The organism is Magnetofaba australis IT-1 (genome assembly GCF_002109495.1).
GTDB lineage: Bacteria > Pseudomonadota > Magnetococcia > Magnetococcales > Magnetococcaceae > Magnetofaba > Magnetofaba australis.
The window spans coordinates 512,607-534,081 of sequence record NZ_LVJN01000018.1; the positions used below are offsets into that span (position 1 = coordinate 512,607).

Annotated in this window: 20 protein-coding genes; 13 read left to right on the forward strand and 7 right to left on the reverse strand. The window is 59.4% G+C overall.

The window, feature by feature from the left end; all coding sequences use genetic code 11:
• Positions 1 to 91: 91 nt before the first annotated feature.
• From soxX to MAIT1_RS08390, 6 genes are all read left to right on the forward strand, one after another.
• Positions 92 to 571, forward strand: a complete 480-nt coding sequence (gene soxX / locus MAIT1_RS08365) for a sulfur oxidation c-type cytochrome SoxX (RefSeq protein ID WP_085441824.1) — start codon at positions 92 to 94, stop codon at positions 569 to 571.
• Between the two features lie 46 nt (positions 572 to 617).
• Positions 618 to 1,091 (forward strand): thiosulfate oxidation carrier protein SoxY, encoded by a 474-nt coding sequence (soxY, locus tag MAIT1_RS08370; protein ID WP_085441825.1) that lies wholly within the window; start codon positions 618 to 620, stop codon positions 1,089 to 1,091.
• A 66-nt stretch (positions 1,092 to 1,157) separates the two neighbouring features.
• Entirely contained in the window at positions 1,158 to 1,475 is a 318-nt protein-coding gene (soxZ, locus tag MAIT1_RS08375; RefSeq protein WP_085441826.1) for a thiosulfate oxidation carrier complex protein SoxZ, read from the forward strand.
• Positions 1,476 to 1,503: 28 nt separating this feature from the next.
• Positions 1,504 to 2,385 (forward strand): sulfur oxidation c-type cytochrome SoxA, encoded by an 882-nt coding sequence (gene soxA, locus MAIT1_RS08380; protein ID WP_085441827.1) that lies wholly within the window; start codon positions 1,504 to 1,506, stop codon positions 2,383 to 2,385.
• A 165-nt stretch (positions 2,386 to 2,550) separates the two neighbouring features.
• Entirely contained in the window at positions 2,551 to 4,239 is a 1,689-nt protein-coding gene (gene soxB / locus MAIT1_RS08385) for a thiosulfohydrolase SoxB (protein WP_085441828.1), read from the forward strand.
• A gap of 176 nt (positions 4,240 to 4,415) precedes the next feature.
• The gene (locus MAIT1_RS08390; RefSeq protein ID WP_085441829.1) at positions 4,416 to 5,720 is read left to right on the forward strand and encodes a DUF3422 family protein; all 1,305 of its coding nucleotides are present in this window, start codon (positions 4,416 to 4,418) and stop codon (positions 5,718 to 5,720) included.
• Positions 5,721 to 6,277: 557 nt separating this feature from the next.
• Here MAIT1_RS08390 and MAIT1_RS08395 read toward each other — a convergent pair.
• The 5 genes from MAIT1_RS08395 to MAIT1_RS08415 form a co-directional block, all read right to left on the reverse strand.
• A complete protein-coding gene (locus MAIT1_RS08395; protein ID WP_085441830.1) occupies positions 6,278 to 7,258 on the reverse strand; it encodes a glycosyltransferase family 2 protein in 981 nt (326 codons plus the stop codon).
• A gap of 46 nt (positions 7,259 to 7,304) precedes the next feature.
• On the reverse strand, positions 7,305 to 8,285 hold the full coding sequence (locus MAIT1_RS08400; RefSeq protein WP_198947828.1) for a transketolase family protein: 981 nt from the start codon (positions 8,283 to 8,285) through the stop codon (positions 7,305 to 7,307).
• Positions 8,285 to 9,127, reverse strand: a complete 843-nt coding sequence (locus tag MAIT1_RS08405; RefSeq protein ID WP_085442030.1) for a transketolase — start codon at positions 9,125 to 9,127, stop codon at positions 8,285 to 8,287. Before MAIT1_RS08405 ends, MAIT1_RS08400 begins: the two co-directional genes overlap by 1 nt.
• A 27-nt stretch (positions 9,128 to 9,154) precedes the next feature.
• The gene (locus tag MAIT1_RS08410; protein ID WP_198947829.1) at positions 9,155 to 10,306 is read right to left on the reverse strand and encodes a DegT/DnrJ/EryC1/StrS family aminotransferase; all 1,152 of its coding nucleotides are present in this window, start codon (positions 10,304 to 10,306) and stop codon (positions 9,155 to 9,157) included.
• A gap of 89 nt (positions 10,307 to 10,395) precedes the next feature.
• On the reverse strand, positions 10,396 to 10,917 hold the full coding sequence (locus MAIT1_RS08415; RefSeq protein ID WP_158089394.1) for a dTDP-4-dehydrorhamnose 3,5-epimerase family protein: 522 nt from the start codon (positions 10,915 to 10,917) through the stop codon (positions 10,396 to 10,398).
• Positions 10,918 to 11,188: 271 nt separating this feature from the next.
• On the opposite strand from MAIT1_RS08415, the gene MAIT1_RS08420 reads away from it, so the two are divergent.
• The 7 genes from MAIT1_RS08420 (at position 11,189) to MAIT1_RS08450 (ending at position 19,202) form a co-directional block, all read left to right on the forward strand.
• Positions 11,189 to 12,709, forward strand: a complete 1,521-nt coding sequence (locus MAIT1_RS08420) for a B12-binding domain-containing radical SAM protein (RefSeq protein WP_085441833.1) — start codon at positions 11,189 to 11,191, stop codon at positions 12,707 to 12,709.
• Positions 12,706 to 14,706 (forward strand): hypothetical protein, encoded by a 2,001-nt coding sequence (locus MAIT1_RS08425; protein WP_085441834.1) that lies wholly within the window; start codon positions 12,706 to 12,708, stop codon positions 14,704 to 14,706. The genes MAIT1_RS08420 and MAIT1_RS08425 overlap by 4 nt, the downstream gene beginning before the upstream one ends.
• A gap of 108 nt (positions 14,707 to 14,814) precedes the next feature.
• Positions 14,815 to 15,759 (forward strand): NAD-dependent epimerase/dehydratase family protein, encoded by a 945-nt coding sequence (locus tag MAIT1_RS08430; protein WP_085441835.1) that lies wholly within the window; start codon positions 14,815 to 14,817, stop codon positions 15,757 to 15,759.
• Positions 15,760 to 15,772: 13 nt separating this feature from the next.
• A complete protein-coding gene (locus MAIT1_RS08435; protein WP_085441836.1) occupies positions 15,773 to 16,543 on the forward strand; it encodes a nucleotidyltransferase family protein in 771 nt (256 codons plus the stop codon).
• 9 nt (positions 16,544 to 16,552) lie between these two features.
• Positions 16,553 to 17,572 (forward strand): GHMP family kinase ATP-binding protein, encoded by a 1,020-nt coding sequence (locus MAIT1_RS08440; protein ID WP_085441837.1) that lies wholly within the window; start codon positions 16,553 to 16,555, stop codon positions 17,570 to 17,572.
• Complete coding sequence (locus MAIT1_RS08445) at positions 17,569 to 18,162, forward strand: NUDIX hydrolase (RefSeq protein WP_085441838.1); 594 nt, start codon at positions 17,569 to 17,571, stop codon at positions 18,160 to 18,162. Before MAIT1_RS08440 ends, MAIT1_RS08445 begins: the two co-directional genes overlap by 4 nt.
• A gap of 59 nt (positions 18,163 to 18,221) precedes the next feature.
• Positions 18,222 to 19,202 carry a lysylphosphatidylglycerol synthase transmembrane domain-containing protein gene (locus tag MAIT1_RS08450; protein WP_085441839.1) on the forward strand — a complete coding sequence of 327 codons (981 nt, stop codon included), beginning with the start codon at positions 18,222 to 18,224 and terminating at the stop codon, positions 19,200 to 19,202.
• A gap of 88 nt (positions 19,203 to 19,290) precedes the next feature.
• Here the strand turns inward: MAIT1_RS08450 and MAIT1_RS08455 are convergent, their stop codons facing one another.
• Both MAIT1_RS08455 and moaA read right to left on the reverse strand, forming a co-directional pair.
• On the reverse strand, positions 19,291 to 19,998 hold the full coding sequence (locus MAIT1_RS08455) for a LexA family protein (protein ID WP_085441840.1): 708 nt from the start codon (positions 19,996 to 19,998) through the stop codon (positions 19,291 to 19,293).
• A gap of 470 nt (positions 19,999 to 20,468) precedes the next feature.
• Positions 20,469 to 21,455, reverse strand: a complete 987-nt coding sequence (gene moaA, locus MAIT1_RS08460) for a GTP 3',8-cyclase MoaA (protein WP_085441841.1) — start codon at positions 21,453 to 21,455, stop codon at positions 20,469 to 20,471.
• Positions 21,456 to 21,475: the final 20 nt, after the last annotated feature.

Genomic DNA, 21,475 nt, shown 5'->3' on the forward strand with positions numbered 1-21,475 from the left:
CCGCGTGACGCACAAGGGGGATGACACTGTGTTGAACCGGCGCTAGCGCATTGGCCGGAAGTTTTCTGACTCGATTTAGGGGGATACACTTATGAAATCAGGATTGAGCCGCTCTTTGGCGGTGTTGGCGGCGATGCTGCTGACCGCCGGGTGCGCAGCCAACCAACCCGAGCAAGAGCTCAGCGCCGAGGAGATTGGCATCGCCACGCCGTTGACTGACAAGCCGGGAGATCCGGTGAACGGCGCCAAGCTGGTCACCACCCGCTCCAAAGGCAACTGCATCGCCTGTCACTGGATGCCTATCGGAACCTTCCACGGCAGCGCCGGACCCAACATGCTCGACGCGATGCAACACAACGAGCGCTCGGTGGGTTGGATTCGCCAGAAGATCGTCAATCCCAAAGTGGATAATCCCGACACTGTGATGTTCACCTTCTACTCAAACGAAGGCAAATCGAACATCCGTAAAGATTGGCAGGGCAAGCGTGTTCTGGAAGCGCAGGAGGTGGAGGACATCATCGCCTATCTCCTGACGCTGCGTAACATGAAGCCTGAGACCGCACAGCAATAATTGTCGGCCAAGACCGATCGATAGTCGACTACTGGAGGGATTTTCCATGTCTGAAAAAATGCAAGTGACCCGTCGTGGTCTGTTCAAGAACGCCGGTTTGGCCGCCATCGCCGCCGGTTTTGTGGGCGCTCCCGTGGGCGCGGCCCGCGCTGATGAAGCCAAGTCCATGGAGTCGATCAAGAAGTACATGGGCGGCGACGCCATTACCGACTCCCCGGCGGTCAAAATCGACGCCCCCATCATCGCCGAAAACGGCGCCGTGGTGCCCATCAAGGTGGAAGTGGATCACCCCATGGAAGCGGGCAACTACATTGAGTCCATCGGCGTGTTTGTGGACAACAACCCCACTCCGTTTGCGGGTAAATATGTGCTCTCTCCGGCCAACGGCAAGGCCTATGTCTCGGCCCGTCTGAAGATTGGCAAAACCTCCAACGTGCGCGCCATCGCCCGCACCAACAGCGGCAAACTGATTGGCGCCGTCAAAGAGGTGAAAGTGACCATCGGCGGTTGCGGCGGCTGATCTCAGTTCGCGACAAACCGACTTCAGAACGCATCCTAAGCGAACAAACGGAAAGAGGCATATCAGATGGCCAGCATCGGTAAAGCGAAAGTTAAAGTGAAGAAAATGGGCGACGTGGCCGAGGTCAAGGCGGTGATCAAGCACCCCATGGAGACCGGCCTGCGCAAAAACAAGAAAACCGGCGAGAAGATTCCCGCCCACTACATCGAAACCGTGGAAGGCAAGTACAACGGCAAGACCGTGTTCCAGGCCGAGTGGGGCGCTGCGGTCTCCCAGAACCCCTTCGTGTCGTTCTACATCAAGGCCGACGCCCCGGGTGAGCTGGTGATGACCTGGAAAGACAACAAAGGCGGAGTGTTCACCGAAAGCGCCAAAGTCAAATAACGGAGGGGGAGAGAGAATGAAACAATCAATGAATCCTCGCCGTTTGGGCGTGGTGAGCGGCTTGATCGGCGCGCTCGCCTTCGCCGGTTCGGCGCTGGCTATGGACATTCAAGGGTATGACTCGGCCATCGACCAGGGCTTGCATAAATACTCGCCCAAGTTTGTTGAAATGGCCGAGTTCCCGCCCACCGAGGGCGTGCTCGATGAAGCCATGGCGGCCTTCAATAAGGATCGCGGCGGCAAGAGCTGCGCCTCCTGTCACGGCGAAAACGGCGCGCGTCTGGTTGGCGTGGGCACGCAGTATCCCAAATGGGATCCCAAAGCGGGCAAGCCTGCGCTACTGCAGACCCAGATCAATAGCTGCCTGACCGACCACATGGGGCAAAAAGAGCTCAAGTGGGAGAGCGGCGATCAAATTCTGCTGATGTTGGCGGTCAAGTCGCTCTCCAACGGCATGCCGTTGGCGGTGCGCACCGATGGCCCTATGGCTGCTTGGGTCAAAAAGGGCGAAGCGTTCTACAACGAGCGCCAAGGCCACTTTGACGTCGCCTGCAAGCACTGCCACAACGTCGCCGCCGGGACCAACATCCGCGCCGAGTTCATGAGCGCCCCGGATAACACCGGTATGGGCGAGCTGGCGAAACTGGTGGCGGAACTGCCCGAAGGTCCGGAGCGCGAGCGACGCAACGCTGCAGGCGCCACCATCGGTTCGGGCTCCATCGACCACTGGCCCACCTATCGCTTGAAGTGGGGCAAACCCGCTTCCATGCAGCGTCGCCTGCGCACCTGCAACAAGAACGTGCGCGCGCAGCCAAAAGCCTATGGCGATGACTACTACATCGCTCTGGAGGTCTATCTGGCCTCCATCTCCAACGGTTTGCCGGTCAACGTGCCGGGCTTCCGTCCGTAATTTCACGATCTTTTGATCCTGAACACCAGTTGGGTTGCCGAGGGGGCGTTTTGCCCCCCGGTCCCGGCTGGGCGGGTTCTGCCCGAAATGGCCTGAATCCGCGCGCGATTCTTTATTCAATATGACACTTTGGCCATTTCAGGCCGTGCACAGGGGGATGGAAATATGAGCTTGACGCGTCGGGAATTCATGCAGGTTGGGGCGTTGACGGCGGCGGGTCTGATGGGCGCGCCGGGTTTGCTGCGCGCTGCGGGCAAGGCCAGCTTTGATGAACTGCTCAAGTTCAACAACAAAGGCAAACTCACCCTGCTGCACTTTACCGATTGTCATGCGCAGCTGCTGCCGGTCTACTTCCGCGAGCCCGACACCAACATCGGCGTGGGCGGCGCGGCGGGCAACGCCCCGCACATCACTGGCAAGGATTTCCTCAAGCACTTCGGTTTCCAGCCCGGCGGCGTGGAGGCATACGCCTACACCATGACCGACTATGTGAAGTTGGCGCAGGAGTTCGGTCCGGTTGGCGGTTTCGCCCACATGACCAGCCTGGTCAAAGCCATTCGCGATCAGCGCGGCGCCGACAATGTGCTACTGCTGGACTCCGGCGACACCTGGCAGGGCAGCTACACCAGTATGGTGACCAAGGGCCAGGACATGATCGACGCCTGTAACCTGCTGGGCGTGGAGGGGATGGCCCCGCACTGGGAGTTCACCTATGGCGCCGAGCAGGTGATGGCCAATATCGAAAAGCTCAACTACCCGTTCCTGGCCCACAACGTGGTGGACACCGAGTGGGAAGAGCCGGTGTTCAAAGCGTTTGAGATGTATGAGAAGGCGGGCACCAAAATCGCCGTCATCGGCCAGGCCTTCCCGTACTCGCCCATCGCCAATCCGCGCCGCATGTTCCCCAAATGGTCCATGGGCATCCAGGAAGATGCGGTGCAGGAGCGCGTCAATGAGGCCCGCGAGCAGGGCGCTCAGGTGGTGGTGCTGCTCTCCCACAACGGTATGGACGTGGACCTGAAACTGGCCTCCCGTGTGGTGGGGCTGGATGTGATTCTGGGCGGCCACACCCACGATGCGGTGCCGCAGCCCACCCAGGTGAAGAACCCTGAAGGGGTGACCCTGGTGTGCAACTCCGGCTCCAACACCAAGTTCCTCTCGCGAATGGATATCGAGGTGGCCAATGGCCGCATGACCGGTTGGAACTACCGCTTGATTCCGGTGATCTCCAACCTGATTCCGGCGGACAAGGAGATGGCGGGCTTGATCGAGAAGATTCGCGCGCCGCATCTCAAAGAGATCAACACCGTGGTGGGCAAGACCGACTCGCTGCTCTATCGTCGCGGCAACTTCAACGGCACCTTCGACGATCTGATCTGCAACGCCCTCAACACCCAGATGGAGTCCGAGGTTTCGCTGTCGCCGGGCTTCCGCTGGGGCGTGAGCCTGTTGCCGGGGCAGGACATCACCATGGACGCCATCTACACTCAGACCGCCATCACCTACCCCAACACCTACCGCCGTCAGATGACCGGCGAGCAGATCAAGGTGATTCTGGAGGATGTGGCCGACAACCTGTTCAACCCCGATCCCTATCGCCAGCAGGGCGGCGACATGGTGCGTGTGGGTGGTTTGCGCTACAAAATCGCCCTGGGCGAGAGCATCGGTAAGCGCATCAGCGCCATGGAGTTGAACGGCAAAGCGGTGGAGCCCAACAAGCAGTACTGGGTCTCCGGCTGGGCCTCCATGGGCGAGGTGGATGGTCCGCCGGTGTGGGATGTGGTGAAAAAGCATGTGCAGGAGAAGAAGCGCATCTCCATCGAGCCGGGCTACAATCTCAAAGGGATTGTCTAAGCCTCGGCGCGTTGGCGCACGGCATCAAGAGGGCGTCCTGCGGGACGCCCTTTTTTTGTGTTTGCGCCGCCAATGCGCGTGGCCGCTACCCTCGATCATTAGAGAATGCTAACATAATACCCTGGTATTCACGGGAGTGATTGATCGACGCGGTGTGGCGCGAGCAGGAGTGAGTTGTGGCGACGTTTCCCCTAAAAGAGCATCCCGATCGTGAATGGCTGGCCATGGAGTTGCACTCGCGCCCGCCGATCCCGGTGCTATCGCCCGCTCGCGTGCTGCATCTGGGTTTCTATACCGGCGAGAGCGGCGCCGATGAGGATCGCATTGGGCTGGATCGCCTGTGCCGCTTTTTCGGCATCCAAGGCCCGGCGCCCGACACCAACCACTTCATTGGTCAACTCAACCCCACGCTGCGGATCAAATGGGAGCGGCATACGGAGTTCGTCTCCTACACCTTCTATCTGGATGAGCCGTTTGACGAACCGTTTGACGGACAGTTGATTGAGCGTTTGCCGCTGGACTGGACCGATGAGTGTCCGGGACGTCTTCTGAGCGCAGTGCAGATCGCCATCGATCCCAAGGATGCGCCGGAACGGGATATGGCGGAGCTGAACCAGATCTTCAAAGGCAACCCCATCTTTGGCAATCTGACTCCCAGCCAAACCTCCAAAATCTATTCGGATATGCGCATTCATCCCGACCGCTTTGTGCGCATTCTGATCAAGGATGTGGATATGAGCAAGTGGCGCGCGGGGCGGCTGGTGCAGCGGCTCTCTGAGATCACCAGTTACCGCATGATGGCGCTGCTGGGGTTGCCGGTGGCGCGTGCGGCGATTCCGCAACTGCGACAGATGGATCTAGGATTGGCCGCTATTGCCGCTGAGATGAAGGACTCCAAAGATCCCAATAGCGATGCGGAGATTCAGCGACGCTTGACCGAGTTGAGCGCACAGATTGAGTCCATCACCACCAGCACCACATATCGACTGGGCGCCAGCCGCGCCTATTACGCGATCCTGTTGCAGCGTTTGTCGTCGTTGGGAACGCAGCGCATCGCCGGATTGCAGACTCTGGCGGATCTGATTGAACGGCGTATGGAGCCAGCCATGGCCACGTGTGAGTCCACTTTGTCACGGCAGCACGATCTGTCTGAACGCGCGGCGCGGGTTGCGGGGCTGATGCGCTCGCGTGTGGAGGTGTTCCAGGCCGAGCAGAATCGCCAACTGCTGGCCTCCATGGATCACCGCGCCAAACTGCAACTACATTTGCAAGAGACGGTGGAGGGGCTCTCGGTGATGGTGGTGAGCTACTACGCCATCAGTTTGTGCGGCTATGTGTTCAAATCCATCAAGAATCTTGGCGCGCCCATCAATTTGGATTTGGCCACAGGCATTGCTGTGCCGGTGGTGTTGGTGACGGTGTGGATGGGCATGCGGCGCATGCGCAAGCGGTTTGCCAAACTCTCTGGAGACGCCCATTAATTGGTTGAGTTTTATATAGAGCCGCTAGCATTCAAAAGTGAACATATGGGCGCTGAAAGATATCGAGGGCTTTGCCCTCGAGCTCCCAAGGTCAACAACTACACCGTGATTCAGGCCATCCATGGCCTTCACCCTGCGGGCTCGCTGCGCGAGTCCGATTCGGCAATTCTGCCAAATCGTGGGTCCGCCCTGGATTTGTCCCCATTGGCGCTGGGGGCGCGGCCCCCAGACCCCGCCGCCGACCAGTCGGCGGCCAATATTGTCAGTTGAAATCAGAATCGGACAGTTTGGGTATTGGTCATGAAAGATATCGAGGGCTACGCCCTCGAGCTCCCAAGATCAACAACCAAACCGTGGGCTCCGCCCACACCCGCTGGGGGCGCGGCCCCCAGACCCCGCCGCCGACCAGTCGGCGGCCAATAGTCAGCGCAAGTTCAATCTACGTCACACAAACATTAGCCGTTCTGTGCAGTTCTGGTTTTGACTCACTAGAGTGAAAACAAAACGGGCCGCATCGTACGATGCGGCCCGTTTTGTTTTCCCGATCACGCCAGTGTTCAGCTCTCGTCTTCGTCGAGATTGATCTTATTATCGATGATATATTGCGGGCGCCCCTGCACGTTGGCGTAGATCTGCGCGATGTAGACCCCCAGCACGCCGATGGTGAAGAGAATCACCCCGCCCAGGAACAGCATGGTCACCATGATGGCCGACCATCCGGGCTGGTGCATCCCCGTCAGGCGTGTGACGATGATGTAGAGCAGATAGGCGAACGAGCCGCTGGAGACCAGCATCCCCAGCAGCAGCGCAAAGTAGAGCGGGATGGTGGAGAAGGCGATCACCCCGGAGACAAAGCTGCGCGTGGGGTTGAAGCTGCGCAACAGAGCAAAGTGGGTAACGCCTGCGTAGCGAGCCTGGCGCTCGTAGTAGACGAACTCCTGCTTGAAGCCCACCCAGCACACGAGACCGCGCAAGAACGGCTCCTGCTCCTTGATTTTGAGCAGTTCATCCATGGCCCGGCGCGAGATCAGCTTGAAGTTGCCGGTATCCATGGGGATCTCAATTTCGGAGAAGAAATTGATCACCCGATAGGCGCCGCGCGTGATCGCCATCTTGACGGGGTTTTCGCCATGACGGTGAGTACGGGTGGTGTGCACCACTTCCGCCCCTTCGCGCCACTTTTCGATCAAGGTGGGGATCAACTCCGGCGGATCCTGCAGGTCGGCGTCCAGATAGACAATGGCGTCGCCCTTGGCGTGGCGGAAACCGGCCAGGTTGCCTTGAATCACGCCAAAGCGACGCGAGGTGTTGATCACCTTGATGCGTTTATCCTCAGCGGCATAGGCGGTGAGGATCTCCAGACTGCGATCCGTTGAGTCATCGTTGACGAAGATCAACTCGTAATCGAGGTTCTCGACCGGGTCCAGGGCGGCGCGCATGCGCGCGATCAACTCATCAAGCACGCCCTCCTCATTGCGCATGGAGAAGACGGCGGAGAGCAGTTGCGGTTGGGCGGCGTCAGAGTGCTGTTGGCTCATTTGGGTGAATCACTCGGCATAAAGTCAGTGATGGGCAAAGCCCGCATTACATGGCGCGGGCGGCGGCCACATCGGCCATGTTGCGTGACAGCGCATCCACCAGCGGTTTGTCGCCAAAGCCAGCCAGATCATGCAGATAGTCGCGGGTGCCGAATTTGAAATGGTACTGGTTGTCGAACCCGAACCGCTCCATGGGAATGGTGGAGTGGTTATTGTGCAGCAGGTTGGAGACCAGGGAGTCGATGCCGCCGCGATTGGTGAACGCCTCTTCCAAGGTGATGATGCGGTCGTAACGGCTCAACGTCTCGAACAGCGCCGCTTCGTTGAGACCTTCGGTGAGCATGTAGAGGTCCACCAGGCCGATGGAGGGGTCTTTCAACCCATCCAGGGTGCGCAGCGCTTTTTGCGTCATATAGCCGGTGGTCACCAGGCAGACGCGCTCGCCTTGAATCAACTCGTGGAAGCCCTTGGTGAAGTCGAGCATATCCGTGTCGGTGTAGATCGCTTCGTTGGGCTTGCTATCGCAGCGCAGGTACTTGGGCGAGGCCACATCGCGGGTGGTCTCATAGAAGGCGTGGGAGGTGACCCAGTCCGCTGGCGAACAGACCGTCAGACGCGGCAGCACGCGCATGGCGCTGATGTCTTCCAGGCAGTGGTGCGTCGGGCCGGAGACGTCATAGCTGACGCCCACGCCCACCCCCAGCATGGTGACGTTCATGGGCCGCAGATGCTGCGCCAGGGAGAGATTGATGCGGATCTGCTCATAGGCGCGCAGGTAGAACGGCGCGATAGCCAGCGCATAAACAGTCCAACCTTCATGAGCCAGACCGGCGGCGACGTTGACCAGATTCTGCTCGGCGATGCCGACATTGATGAAGCGATCCTTGAAGTCGGCGCGGATGTGGTCCAGCACCGGCGCGCCCATGTCCGCCGACAGGAAGAAGATGCGCTCGTCGGTGGCCATCGCTTCATGCACGCGCGCGATGAGCGCATCACGCATGGTTTTTTTCCCGCTCATGGTCGCCATTACGCGTCTCCCTTCGGTTCCTGGGCTTCCAGGTCCGCCAAAATCTCCGCCACCCGTTCGGACTTGAGGGTGGAGACGTGGCACAGATCGTTATCCAGCAGCTCGGGCACGCCCACGCCTTTCACGGTGTGGGAAATCACCGCGCGCGGACGTCCATCACGGACATTCCAGATCTGCTTGAGGCTCTGGTGGGTGGCGGCCATATCATGGCCATCCATCTCCACCACGTTCCAGCCAAACGCTTCCAGCTTCTTGGCCATGGGGTCGAGCCCCATGACCCGCTTTTGCGCGCCCAGCATGGAGTACTTGTTGTCATCGATGATGAGCATCAAGTTATCCAGGCCGTGGTGGCCGGCGAACATGATCCCTTCCCACACCGAGCCTTCGTTCATTTCGCCATCGCCATTGATGACGATCACTTGCGACTCGCTCTTCTGCGCGCGCAGGGCCAGGGCCATGCCGCAGCCCACGCCGACGCCGTGGCCCAGAGAGCCGTTGGTGGTCTCGAAGCCCGGGATGATGGCGTCGGGGATGGCCGACAGGAAGGTGTCGGTGCCGCCGATCTTCTCCAATTCGGAGACGGGGAAGAAGCCCACGTCGGCCAAAATGGGATAGATGGAGATGACGCCATGGCCCTTGCTCAGGATCAGGCGATCACGTCCGGGCCAGTGGGGGTCTTTGGGGTCAAACTTCAGCAGGTCGCCATAGTAGAGCGCAGTGAGCATCTCAATGGGCGAGAGCGACGAGGCGATGCGGGTTTCCGGCTCGCGTTGGTGCAAGCGGAACATCTCCTTGCGCACCCAGTGCGCTTTGGCGGATAGGGCTTTGAGGGTGGCGTCCATGGGCTGCCAATCTTCCTTTTTATACACTTAGATGCTGTTGAGCACCTTGCACAGTTCCAGAACCTGCTCTTCGCTCATGCTGGGGTAGTTGCCCACATAGTAGCCGTAGTAATGGATATGCTCCACTTCCGGGTACTCCAGCCACTCGTTTTCGCGAATGTAGGGACGCACGTAGGGTTGGCGCACCTGGTTGCCGCCGCCAGCGCTGCCGCGGCGGAACTCCACCCCTTCGTCGCGCATCTTCTTCTCCAGACGATCGCGCAGGGCCGGATCCTTCTCTTTGAGGATCAGGTTGAAGGCGTAGTTGCTGCTGCCTTCCAGGACGAAGTCGGTGAAGTAGATGTTGGGATCCAGATTCTTGATCAACAGGGTGAAATTGCGCGTGCGCAGGGCGTTGTTGGCGTCCAGACGGGGCAGGGCGCTGCGGCCCAGCACGGCGCCGATTTCGGTGTTGCGGGTGTTGATGGCCGGGTAGGCGAAGATGAAATCAGGCGACAGCTCCGGGTTCTCATCGATCCACTTCTGACGGATCTCATCGTTCTGAATCTCCCGCGTCATGCCGTGGGAGCGCAGCGCCAGAATGGCGTTGTAGAACGCCTCATCGTTGGTGCAGACCATGCCGCCTTCGATGGTGCTCATGTGGTGGGCAAAGTAGAACGAGAAGTTGGAGGCCAGACCGATGGAGCCCAGCTTCTTGCCCTTATGGGTGGCGCCGTGGGATTCGCACACGTCCTCGATCAGGGGCACGCCGCGCTTCTCCAGTTCGCTCACCAGACGGTCGGAGAGGCCATTGAAGCCCTGCGCGTGGGTGAGGAACACCGCGCGGGTGTTATCGTTGATTTTGGCCAGCACCTGATCTTCATCCATGGCCAGGGTGCGTGGATTGATGTCCACGAACACCGGTTTCAGGCCCTGCAGAATCACCGAGGAGATGTCCGACACCCAGGTCAGGGCGGGGACCAGGACTTCGCCTTCGCCATACAGGTGGCGGATGGCGCCCATGGTCAGCAGGTTGGCGGCGGCGCCGGAGCTGACGAAGACGCTGTATTTGACGCCCAGCCACTCGGACCACTCCTGTTGGAACGCGCGCACTTCGCCGGCCTGGGTCAGTCGCGGCATGTCCTGTTTGAGGAATTCGATCAGATTATCGAGGTCTTCGCGCAGGATATTGTCAACCATCAAGGGCCATTTCATTGTCATATCGCTCCGTGAGGCGTGTGATTGCCTAATCTTTATATTGAGGTCGCTGCCTGCGTGCGGCGAGGGGGTTAGATGCCCTCTTTATCACGCAGGGAGAGAATCGGGTTTTGCACCGGCCAGTAGACATTGAATCGGGGGTCGTCCCACTTGATGGTGAACTGGCTGTCGCGATCGTAGTATTGGCTCTGTTTGTAGGAGAGCATGCCCAGCTCGGACATGATCACATGGCCCATGGCGCAGCCGGGGGGGACAAACAGTTGGTAGCGGTTGCTCATGGTGACGGCAAAGCCCTGGGATTTGCCGTAGGTGGGCGAATCCTCACGGGCGTCGAGAATCACCACCCACAGACGACCGTACGGGCAGCAGACCATTTTATGGGTCTTCCAGTCGCCATGGAAGCCGCGCAGCACGTGTTGGTGGGACCAGGAGAGGTCGTCCTGCACCCATTTAACGTCGATGCCCGCCTTTTCATAGGCTTCTTGATGCCAAGTCTCCACGAAGCCGCCGCGAAAATCTTCAAAGTTCGTCAGGGGCTTGATCAGCAACACGCCTTCCAATTGGGTTTTGCTGACGTCGAGGACTTCTGACATAAGAGTGCTCCTTGCAAGAAAACAGTATGATAAACGCGGCGCCATCTATAATAAATGGTGATGCGCCCGCGTTTGCGCCTGGAATGAAACAGAGGCCTTTGGGTTGCGCCACTATACGCACCGCGCAATGACGGCGCAAGGCGGCTTGCGCACAGCGATAGGGGGGCGTATCTTGGCCAGATTCCAGTAGCGTGATGCGGGGGTTCGCCTCGTATCCGTCCGTTTTGACACTGCGCGTTTAGACCTCCTATCCAGACGAGTTTCCAATATCATGGCCCAGCCCCTGGACGTTCTCTTTATCAATCCCGGCGACCGCAAACAACTTTATCAAAATTTGGGCGACGGCATGTCCGCCATTGAGCCGCCCATCTATTCGGCCATGTTCGCCGATTACATGCGTCGCAAAGGCTACTCCGTCGCCATTTACGACACCCCGGCCATGTCCGGCCCCGCCGAACACGCCGCGCGCGCCGCCGTAGAGGACTATAAAGCGCGTTTGATCGTGATTCCGGTGTATGGGTTCCAACCGTCGGCGTCGACGCAGAACATGTCCAGCGCCGGTAAGATCGCGAAGCTGATTAAAGAGGCCTCTCCCGCGCAGAAGATTCTCATCACCGGCACCCATCCAGCGGCGCTGCCCAAGCGCACCCTGATGGAGGAGGCGGTGGACTACGTGTGCGACGGCGAAGGCCCGATCACCATCGAAGCGGTGGTCGAGGCCCTCAAGGGCTCCGGCGACGTCAGCCGCGCCCCGGCGTTGTGGCGCATCGAAGATGGCGAGGTGATCCCGCCCCAGGCCGCCGCGCCGCTGATCACCGATCTGGACGGGACCATGCCGCTGCCAGCGTGGGATCTGCTGCCCATGGATCGCTATCGCGCGCACAACTGGCACTGTTTTGATCACATCGATCAACGCCAGCCCTATGCCTCGCTCTACACCACCCTGGGCTGTCCATTTAAATGCAACTTCTGCTGCATCAACGCCCCCTTCGGCAAACCCAGCTACCGCATGTGGAGCCCGGAGACGGTGGTGGCGATGATCGGCAATCTGGTCAAGAATTACGGCGTCAAGAACATCAAGTTCGTCGATGAGATGTTCGTGCTCAACAAGCGCCATGTGGAGGCGATCTGCGACGGCATCATCGCCAACGGCTATGACGTCAATATCTGGGCCTACGCCCGCGTCGACACCGCCTATCCTGAGTTGCTGGATAAAATGCGCGCGGCGGGCATCAACTGGTTAGCCCTGGGCATCGAAAGCGCCAGCGACTTCGTGCGTGACGGCGCCGAAAAGAGCCTGAATGACTCCGAGATCGTGCAGGCGGTGCGGCGGGTGGAGGATGCGGGCATTCACGTGCTGGGCAACTACATCTTCGGTCTGCCTGACGACACTCTGGAGTCGATGCAGCGCACCCTGGACATGGCCCTGGAGCTCAAGAGCGCTTTTATCAACTTCTACTCGGCCATGGCCTATCCCGGCTCGCAACTCTACACCGAAGCGGTGTCCAAAGGCGCCAAACTGCCCGAGCAGTGGCACCACTTCTCGCAGCACGCCTATGACACCCTGCCGCTGGCCAACGATCAGCTCAGCGCAGGCGAGATTCTGGCCTTCCGCGACTACGCCTTCGATCGCTATTTCCACGATCAAGGCTATCTCTCCATGGTGGAGAAGCGTTTCGGGACCAATGTGCTGGATCACATCAAGGAGATGCGCGCCATGACGCTGCCGCGCAAGCTGCTGGATGAGGATCCCAGTCTGATGGCCAACCTGCGCGCGCGGGATAACGCGTGATCAATCTGAATCCGTGGCGGGGGCGCGAGCCCCTGGCCTTGGCGCTCACGGCGGCCCTCGTTGTGCTGTGGCCGTTGTGGGCGTTTTGGCGTTTTGATCTGGAGTTGATCTATCACGAATCGGAGCTGCTGCTCGGTGTGCTGGTGCACAATGGAGCGCTCTCCGTCGATCCGGCGTTTCCCGTCACCATCTACGCCACCCGCATCCCGTCGCTACTGGCGGATCTCATTGGCGTCGCCGAATCCGCCACCGGCATTTCTGTATTCAGTTGGCTCACTCTCCTGTTTGCCGCGCAAATTGGCGGCACGCTGGCGGCGATTACGCTGCTGGGCCGACGCGTAACCGGCTCCCATGTGGGCGCTGCGGCGGCGCTGCTCATCATTCTCTCCGCCGGTCCCTTGCTGACCCTGGCGGCCCCCTACGGTTTTGTGCTGTTCAAAAGCCATCAAATCGGCGCGCTGGGGCAACTTCCCGGGGTGCTGGCGTTGGCGGCTCTTGCCTATAACCGGCGTTTGCTCGCCTATGCCCTGGCGGGTCTGAGCGCGTGGATCTACCCCACCTATTTTGGTCTGGTTCTGCTGGCGTTATGGGGCATGGAGCTACTCGCCAAGCCGATCTCCTGGCGCGCCATCGGCCAGGGGAGCGCGCTGTGCGTGGCTCTGGCTATTCCAGGATTGTGGAAACTGCTCACAGTGCTGGGCGCCTCCGGCGCAGTGGTCTTAGCGGCGGATCAGGCGTTGTGGATGGAGCTGGTGGGCAATGGTCACTACGCCACGCAGTACTATCCCTGGCGCGAGCCCATGCAGATGGCGCAGATGGTCGTGCTGGCCCTCACCACGCTGCTGCTGATGCGGGCGGCGACGCCACAACAGACCGCTCCTGGTCTTGATCTGCTCAAACGCGTGACCTGGGGCGTGCTGGGCATGATCCTGCTGGCCTGGGCGGCGGCGCTGGTGGGCGCGTTGATGCACTGGATGACTCTCAGCGCCGCCACTTTGCCGCGCGGCGGTTTTCTGTTGGCGCCGTTGGCGGTGATTTGGCTGGTGGGCGCCCTTGCGCAGGCGATGCGTGGCGGCGGCGTGGGCGCGGCATCCGGGTTGGGGCTGGGGGTGGCTTTGGCCGCCGCCATGCTGCTGCGCGGCGATCTCTGGATGGCGGCCCCACTCATGGCGGCGCTGCTGTGGGGGATGGCCGTCAAGCCGCAAACTCGACTGTTCGCCTGGGCGGGGTTGGCCCTGTTCTGGGCGTTGGTTGCGTGGCGATTCGCCCAGATGGGGCCCTCCAAGCAGTTGCTGCTGCTCGCTGTGGCGACGGCGCTGCTGCAGTGGCGTTTGCTGCTGTGGCGGCCCGGCAATCCAGCGGCCTCTGGGAGCGAATCTGGGCGCTTGTTGCCGGTGGCGATGGCGGGTTTTGTCGCTGTGGCGCTACTGCTGGATGTGTGGGGCGTGAGCGCGTTTGCGTCCATGCAAAAGACGCGCTTTGCCAGCGCCATCGCCTTTGCCCGTGACGCCGGGGAGTGGATTCAGCGCAACGCGCCCCTTGGCGCAGTCGTTCTGGCGCCGCCCTATGCCGACACCAGCAACGATAAAATGATGTTGCGGGCGAGTCTGGCCGATAGCTGGACCTTCTTGGCCATGTCCAATTTCCCCGCCGCCATCCCCGCTGTGCGCCAAATCGCCGACAGCGTATACGGATATACGGATTTGCGGGCCTTCTATCGGGATTCGAAACAGTTCAATGCGCGCAGCGATGTGACGTTGCTGCAACGCTACATGGCGGTGCTGGATATGGCGCGCATCCGCGCATTGCGCGCGCGCTATCCGCAATGGACCATTCTGGTGACGCCAACGCCAGGCCAGCCGCCCGCGCACGACTGTTTGGAAGACGCCTGTGCGCAGCTGCCGCTTACGCCGGAGTTGCCGTTGCCAATACTCCATCGCAGTGAGGCATTCGTGATTTATGACGTCTCTGGCGTTGATGGGAGTGAGGCCGGTTGACATCCAGCGGCGGCATAACGATAATAGCCCCCTTTTTTCCACATAGGACGTCGCGATTCGCGCGCGTTCCATCGTATTCAGCAATCACGATCTCAGGAGTGTGACACCATGGCGGAGCAATACAACATTTTGGTTACGGGCGGCGCTGGCTACCTGGGCTCGATTATGGTCCCCGAAATGTTGGCTGCGGGCCATAAGGTGACTGTGATCGACAACTTCATGTTCCAGCAATCCTCGCTCAACACCTCCTGCGCCAACCCCAACTTCACGGTGGTCAACGCCGACGTGCGCAACGAGAAGATCATGAAGGATCTGGTCTCCAAGTGCGACGTGGTGGTTCCGCTGGCCGCCCTGGTGGGCGCGCCCCTGTGCAGCCGCGACGAAGTGGGCACCATCACCGTCAACCGCGACGCGGTGCTGATGATGTTCAAGCACATGAGCAAAGAGCAGCGCGTGCTGATGCCCATCACCAACTCCGGTTACGGCATTGGCGAGAAGGACAAGTATTGCGACGAAACCTCGCCGCTGCGTCCCATCTCCCTCTACGGCAAAATCAAAGTGGAAGTGGAAGAGGCGCTGCTGGAGCGTGAGAACGCCATCAGCTTCCGTCTGGCCACCGTGTTCGGCATGGCCCCGCGCATGCGCATCGACCTGCTGGTCAACGACTTCTGCTACCGCGCCGTGTATGACCGCGCCGTGGTGCTGTTCGAGTCCCACTTCAAGCGCAACTACATCCACGTGCGCGATGTGACCCGCGTGTTCATGCACTCCCTGGACAACTTCGACACCATGCGCGGCGAAGCTTACAATGTGGGCCTGTCCGACGCCAACCTGTCCAAGCTGGAGCTGTGCCAGCGCATCCAGAAGCACCTGCCCAACTTCGTGCCTCTGGAAGCCCCCATCGGCGAAGATCCCGACAAGCGCGACTACATCGTCTCCAACGACAAGATCGAAGGCACCGGCTTTATGCCCGCCTACTCCCTGGACATGGGCATCGAAGAGCTCATCAAGGGCTACACCATGCTCCGCAACACCCGTTACACCAACGTGTAAGCGGATTAAACGGGTGGCGACGCTTCCCATCGACCAGTCGCTGTCCAACACCCCTGTCATGGTGTTGGCCGGCGGTCTGGGCACCCGCATTCGCTCGGTTCTGGGCGAAACCCCCAAACTGCTGGCGCCGCTGGCGGGCGAGCCCTATCTGCGTCATCTGCTGGCGTGGCTGCGCGGCTATGGCGCCAATCACATCGTCTTCTGCCTGGGCTTCGGCGCCGAAGCGATACGCGACCATCTGGCGCAGTTGGACCTGCCGGAGGGGATGCGGGTGGAAGGCTTTGTGGAGTCTGAACCTCTCGGCACGGCGGGCGCGCTGCGCTTTGTGCTGCCGCAGATGGATGCGCCTGCCGGGCCGCGCCTGATCATGAATGGCGACTCCTATCTGGACGCTGACCTGGGCGCTTTCGCCCGCGGTCATCAACAGAGCGGCGCGGATCTCTCCATGCTCTGCGTTGAAGTGCCGGATGGCAGCCGCTTCGGCTGTGTGGAGTTGGACGAGGCCGAACGCATCTCCCGCTTCGCCGAAAAGGATCCGGCGCGCACCGGTCCGGGTTTGATCAACGCCGGAGTTTATCTGCTGGAGTCCGCCCAGCAGGATCGTCTCATGGCGAGCGCAGGCCCCTCGTTGGAAAAAGATTTCTTTGCCGCGATGCCCACCGGCTCCATTCGCGCCGATGTGGTCAGCGCTCCCTTCATCGACTTTGGCACGCCAGACAGTTACCAGCAGGCGCAGGCGTTCTTCCAGGCGCGTCTGGATCGCATCGCCCTGCTGGATGTATGAGGTCTGCTCATGATTATTACCCGCACCCCATTTCGAGTCTCCTTCTTTGGCGGCGGCACCGATTACCCGCCCTGGTTCAAGGAGCATGGAGGCGCGGTTCTGGCGCTGGCGATCAATAAATACTGCTATCTGACTGTGCGGCGTCTGCCGCCGTTCTTCGAGCACAAGCACCGCATCGTCTACTCCAAAGTGGAGTTGGTCAAAGAGCTCTCTGAGATTCAACATCCGGTGGTGCGCGGCGTGATGCAGGAGCACGGCGTCAACTGTGGTCTGGAGATTCACCACGACGCCGACTTGCCAGCGCGTTCTGGTTTGGGTTCCAGCTCCTCGTTTACCGTGGGCTTCCTGAGCGCCATCCACGCCCTCAATGGCCGCATGGTCACTAAGGCGCAACTGGCCCAGGAGGCGATCCACATCGAGCAGAATGTGCTCAAAGAGAATGTGGGCTGTCAGGACCAGATTACGGCGGCGTTGGGCGGCTTCAACAAGATCTCTTTCCTGCGCGACGGCTCCTTCCAGGTGGATCCCATGATCCTCTCCGGCGAGCGGATGCAGGAGATGGAGGGCTCGTTGATGCTCTTCTTTACCGGCATTACGCGGTTTGCTTCCGATGTGGCGGGTAAGAAGATCGCCAATCTAGGCAAAAAAGAGAAGCAGCTCAAGCGCATGTACAAGATGGTTGATGAGAGCATCGATATCCTCACCGATATCAAGCAGCCTATCGATCACTTTGGCCAATTGATGCATGAGTCCTGGAAGCTTAAGCGTGAGCTCTCCGATAGCGTCACCAATGAGCGCATTGATGAGATCTACAATGCGGCCATGGATGCGGGCGCCAGTGGCGGCAAGCTGATGGGCGCCGGTTCCGGCGGCTTCATGGTGTTCTGTGTGCGTCCGGCGCTGCAGAAGCGCGTGCGCGAACGTTTGAACAAATTGATCCATGTGGATACGCGCATCGATCATACCGGCTCGCAGGTGATGGTCTATGACCCGGATACCGCGATTCACTTCCAGAACGGCGACCAGTGAGTTGGCGTCCGCCTCCTGGCGAGCGTCCCTATGCTTGGGACGCGCGCCGTCTGGCGCTGGAGAACAGCCGCTTTCGCATCTATGCTGATGCGCTGACGCAACCCAACGGCGATCATGTGCCGGACTATCTTGTAGTGGAGCCCAAATCCATGCGCTCCGCCGGACTGTCCGGCGCGATGATTCTGCCGGTGCGGGACAACGCCTACTATCTGCTGCGCATCTATCGTCACCCGGTGGATGCATGGACCTGGGAGGCTCCTGGCGGCTTTGTGGATGATGGCGAACAGCCTGAAGTCGCCGCCCGCCGAGAGTTGTATGAAGAGACCGGCCTGCATTGCGCGCAACCGGACATGCTTGATTTGGGTCGCATTCACCCCGTCCCCGGATTGGCCAACGCCTGCATCGCGCTGTTTGCCGCACAGAACTGCCTGCTGGATGAAAACGCCCCCATTGATGAAGAGATCGGCGTTGTCGAAGGGCGGTGGTTCTCTGAAGCGGAGATGTTGGAGATGGCCGCCAAACCCGGCGGCGTGATGGATGGTCCCACCCTGCAAGCCTTTTTCCTCTATCAGTTGCGTCATCAGAAGTAAGCCATTCATTTCATTCGCCTCTGAAATTCACTCTGCCACAAGATGAGTCATCAGCGCCCATGATCACTAAGCGCCATCTGGTTCTTGTCGTCACGCTTGCCATTGCAGCAGTGGCGCTGTGGGCAGCCTTTCGTGATGTGAATTTTGCTCAGCTTTGGGCGCGTATGACTCAAGCGGATCCGCTCCTTATCGGCCTTGCTGCACTGATTCATATCGCCTCGTTCCTGGCCAGAACCCAGCGTTGGCGCTTGACCATGTCTTCCTCGGCGCCGCTGCCGTGGCGGCAGGTGTTCGACGCCAATATGGTCTGTTATTTGGGCAACAATTACCTTCCTGCACGGGCTGGCGAAGTGGCGCGGATCTTTACTCTCGCAGCCAGAAGCGGCGTTTCGCGCAATTTCTTGTTTGGTACAGTTGTGGTCGAGCGCATTGCAGACGCCGCAGCGTTGGCGGGTTTGCTGGGCGCCGCGACGGCGTTGTTGGATGCGGCGCCAGCATGGTTGAGCGGCGGCGGCGGGGCCATGGCGTTGGGCGCGCCCTTGGTTTTGGTGATATTACTTGCGTTGCCGCTATTTGAAGAGAAGTTGATTGCGCTGCTGGAGCGTTCGCGGCTGCCACAGAGTTTCTCCGCTACGCTTCAGCACATGTTGCGTCAATTCCTTCTTGGGTCCAGAGGATTGCATCAATGGCGTCCGTTGACGGCGTTTCTGCTGTGGACAGGGGTTTGGTTAACTCTTGAGGTTGGGTTTATGCTGACCACAGCCCTTGCGGTGGGCGTCGAGGCGGAGCCTGTGGTGTGCGCGCTTCTCTTTGCAGCCTTGGCGTTTTCCAGCTTGGCGCCTTCAACTCCAGGCTATGTCGGCGTGTTTCAACTGGTAGCGGTGCTGGTTCTCAAGCCATTTGGGGTTGGCGCGGAAGAGGCGCTGAGCCTGGTTTTAATCTATCAAGCAATCTCTTACTGTGTGGTGACGGTTTTAGGGGTTCCGGCGCTGTGGCGAATTGGGGGTCTGCGCGTTTTACGTCAGTCTGCTTCGAGTTGAGGCCAAATTTGACCAAGCGTCTTTCCGCATAAAAAACCCCGCCAAGCTTCGGCTTGGCGGGGTTTTTTTACAGGCGTTGCCGAGATGACTAGCGATACTCTTTGTATTTGCTCACCACCACGCCAAGGAGAATGATCTCATCTTGCACTTGGACCATAGGGTAGCGGGGGTTAAGCGGCTTCAGGAATTTCATGCCGCCGTCCATCACATACTCTTTGAAGGTCGGGCGTACGTTGGCGTCCAAGGTCATCGGCGCGCCGCTGTGGTCCGGCACAATGGCGACTACATAGTTGCGTTGACCTGGAGCGACCTCGGCTGAAGGATCGACAATGATGATATCCTTGTCAGAGAACTCAGGCTCCATGGATTCGCCAATCACGCGCAAAGCGAATGCGTTACCGGAGACGCCTTGCGCCACCGGGGCCCAGCCGTCGTGATCGATGCGCTCTTTTCCACTCTCTTCAGTGTTGGCGGCCCACTGAGCGGCGTCATCCCAGGAGATGATGGGCGCTTGGAAGTAGTGTCTCTGACCGTGTGCGTAGTAAGTGGCTTCGGAATCGGAAGCGTGGCCGAACGCGCCCACCGGCCCGTTGACCATACTGCCTTCTCCCGTCTCCAGCCAGATGGGATCTACACCGCAGGCCAGGGCGATTGCAACAGTACGTCGAGAGGAGCGTGAGCGACCGCATTCGAGTTTGTGTACGGCGGTCTGGCTGATATTGACGCGATCGGCCAACTCTTTTTGCGTAAAGCCGGCATATTCGCGCGCTGTGCGGATACGATTACTTAGAGTCATGGTCTCTATTTCGTTTTCTGTGCCACGTGGCGACCGGACTTGTTATCCGGCAAGGTAAAGGCGTCATGCTGTAAAACCAGCATGCCGCATGGGATGGTCGGGGAGTAAAAAAATCACCGCCAGTCTGTGTTATAACAGGCATCCCCGTCCGTAATTGATTTCCCATATCTGGAACTAGATATACTCTTTTATCATCTGCCTGTAAAAGACAAAAAGCGGCTTGAGCGCGCGTAACAGGCAAACTTTTCAGAAAAAATTTACAGGCATTCAGCGAATCAATGCGAGACCATGAATTCTGCTAGTCATGTTTTTTCACTTGTTATGAGAAAAAAGGCGCCGTTAGCGTAACCGGTGTGATTAGATCCACCGACTTATTAGACATGCTGTGGTAAAAATGATTCCGCGCACACCTGCTCTGCTGTGTTCAGGTATCAGTAAAATGCTGAAATAATGAAGCTTCATTGAGCATGTCAACCCCCAAGGGCGACCATGTCATTCCCTGATGAGCCGCCTTGATCAAAAGGGTGTTTCAAAGGTTTTTGCGCCAGCGCCTGAAGAATGTGTTGTTTCATTGACTCGTCCTGTGCGCCGCTGCGCAGAGGGGCGCGCAGATCCACCCGGCCGACATCGCCCAGGCAGAGAGCCAACTGACCTTCCGACGTCAAGCGCACTCGGTTGCAGCTATCACAGAAGTGTTGCGAGACCGCCGAGATGACGCCCACTGTGGCGTGACTGCCTGCAATGTGGAAATAACGCGCCGGTCCTGGACCACGGTGCTCTGTCGCCGGGATCAGATCTGCGCCGAGTAGAGTGGAGACGCGAGAGAGAATCTCCTGCGCCGGAATGTAGCGAGACATGCTTTGCGCACCGGCCTCGCCAATGGGCATGGTCTCAATAAATCGCAATGTCACGCCGCGTTGACGGGCAAAATTCAGAATGTCGCCAATCTCATCGTCATTGACCCCACCCATCACCACCATATTGCATTTCACCGGGGCCAATCCGACGTCGATGGCGGCGTCAATTCCGGCAACGACGCGAGCCGGATCCCCTGCGCCACAGATTTGCGTGAAGGTTGGTTGTCTTAGAGTGTCGAGTGAGACATTGATGCGCCCCAGTCCCGCCAGTTTGAGCGGTTCAGCCAGTCGCTCGAGCAGCAGCGCATTGGTGGAGAGGTTGACCTCTTGAAGTCCTGGTAACGCAGTGAGCTCAGCCACCATTTCGACGATGCCCTGGCGCAGCAGTGGCTCGCCGCCAGTCAAACGGATGCGTTCTACTCCCAGCTCCACAAACAGGCGGGCTAAGCGCGTCAGTTCCGCCATGCTCAAGACCTGATCATCCTCGCGTTCATTGAAATCATCGGGTTTGCGGCAGTAGTGACAGCGCAGGTTGCAGCGCTCCGTGACGGATAGTCGCAGATAAGTAATAGCCCGACCAAAAGGATCGATTAGCGCCATGAAGCTCTCATTTGCAGTAA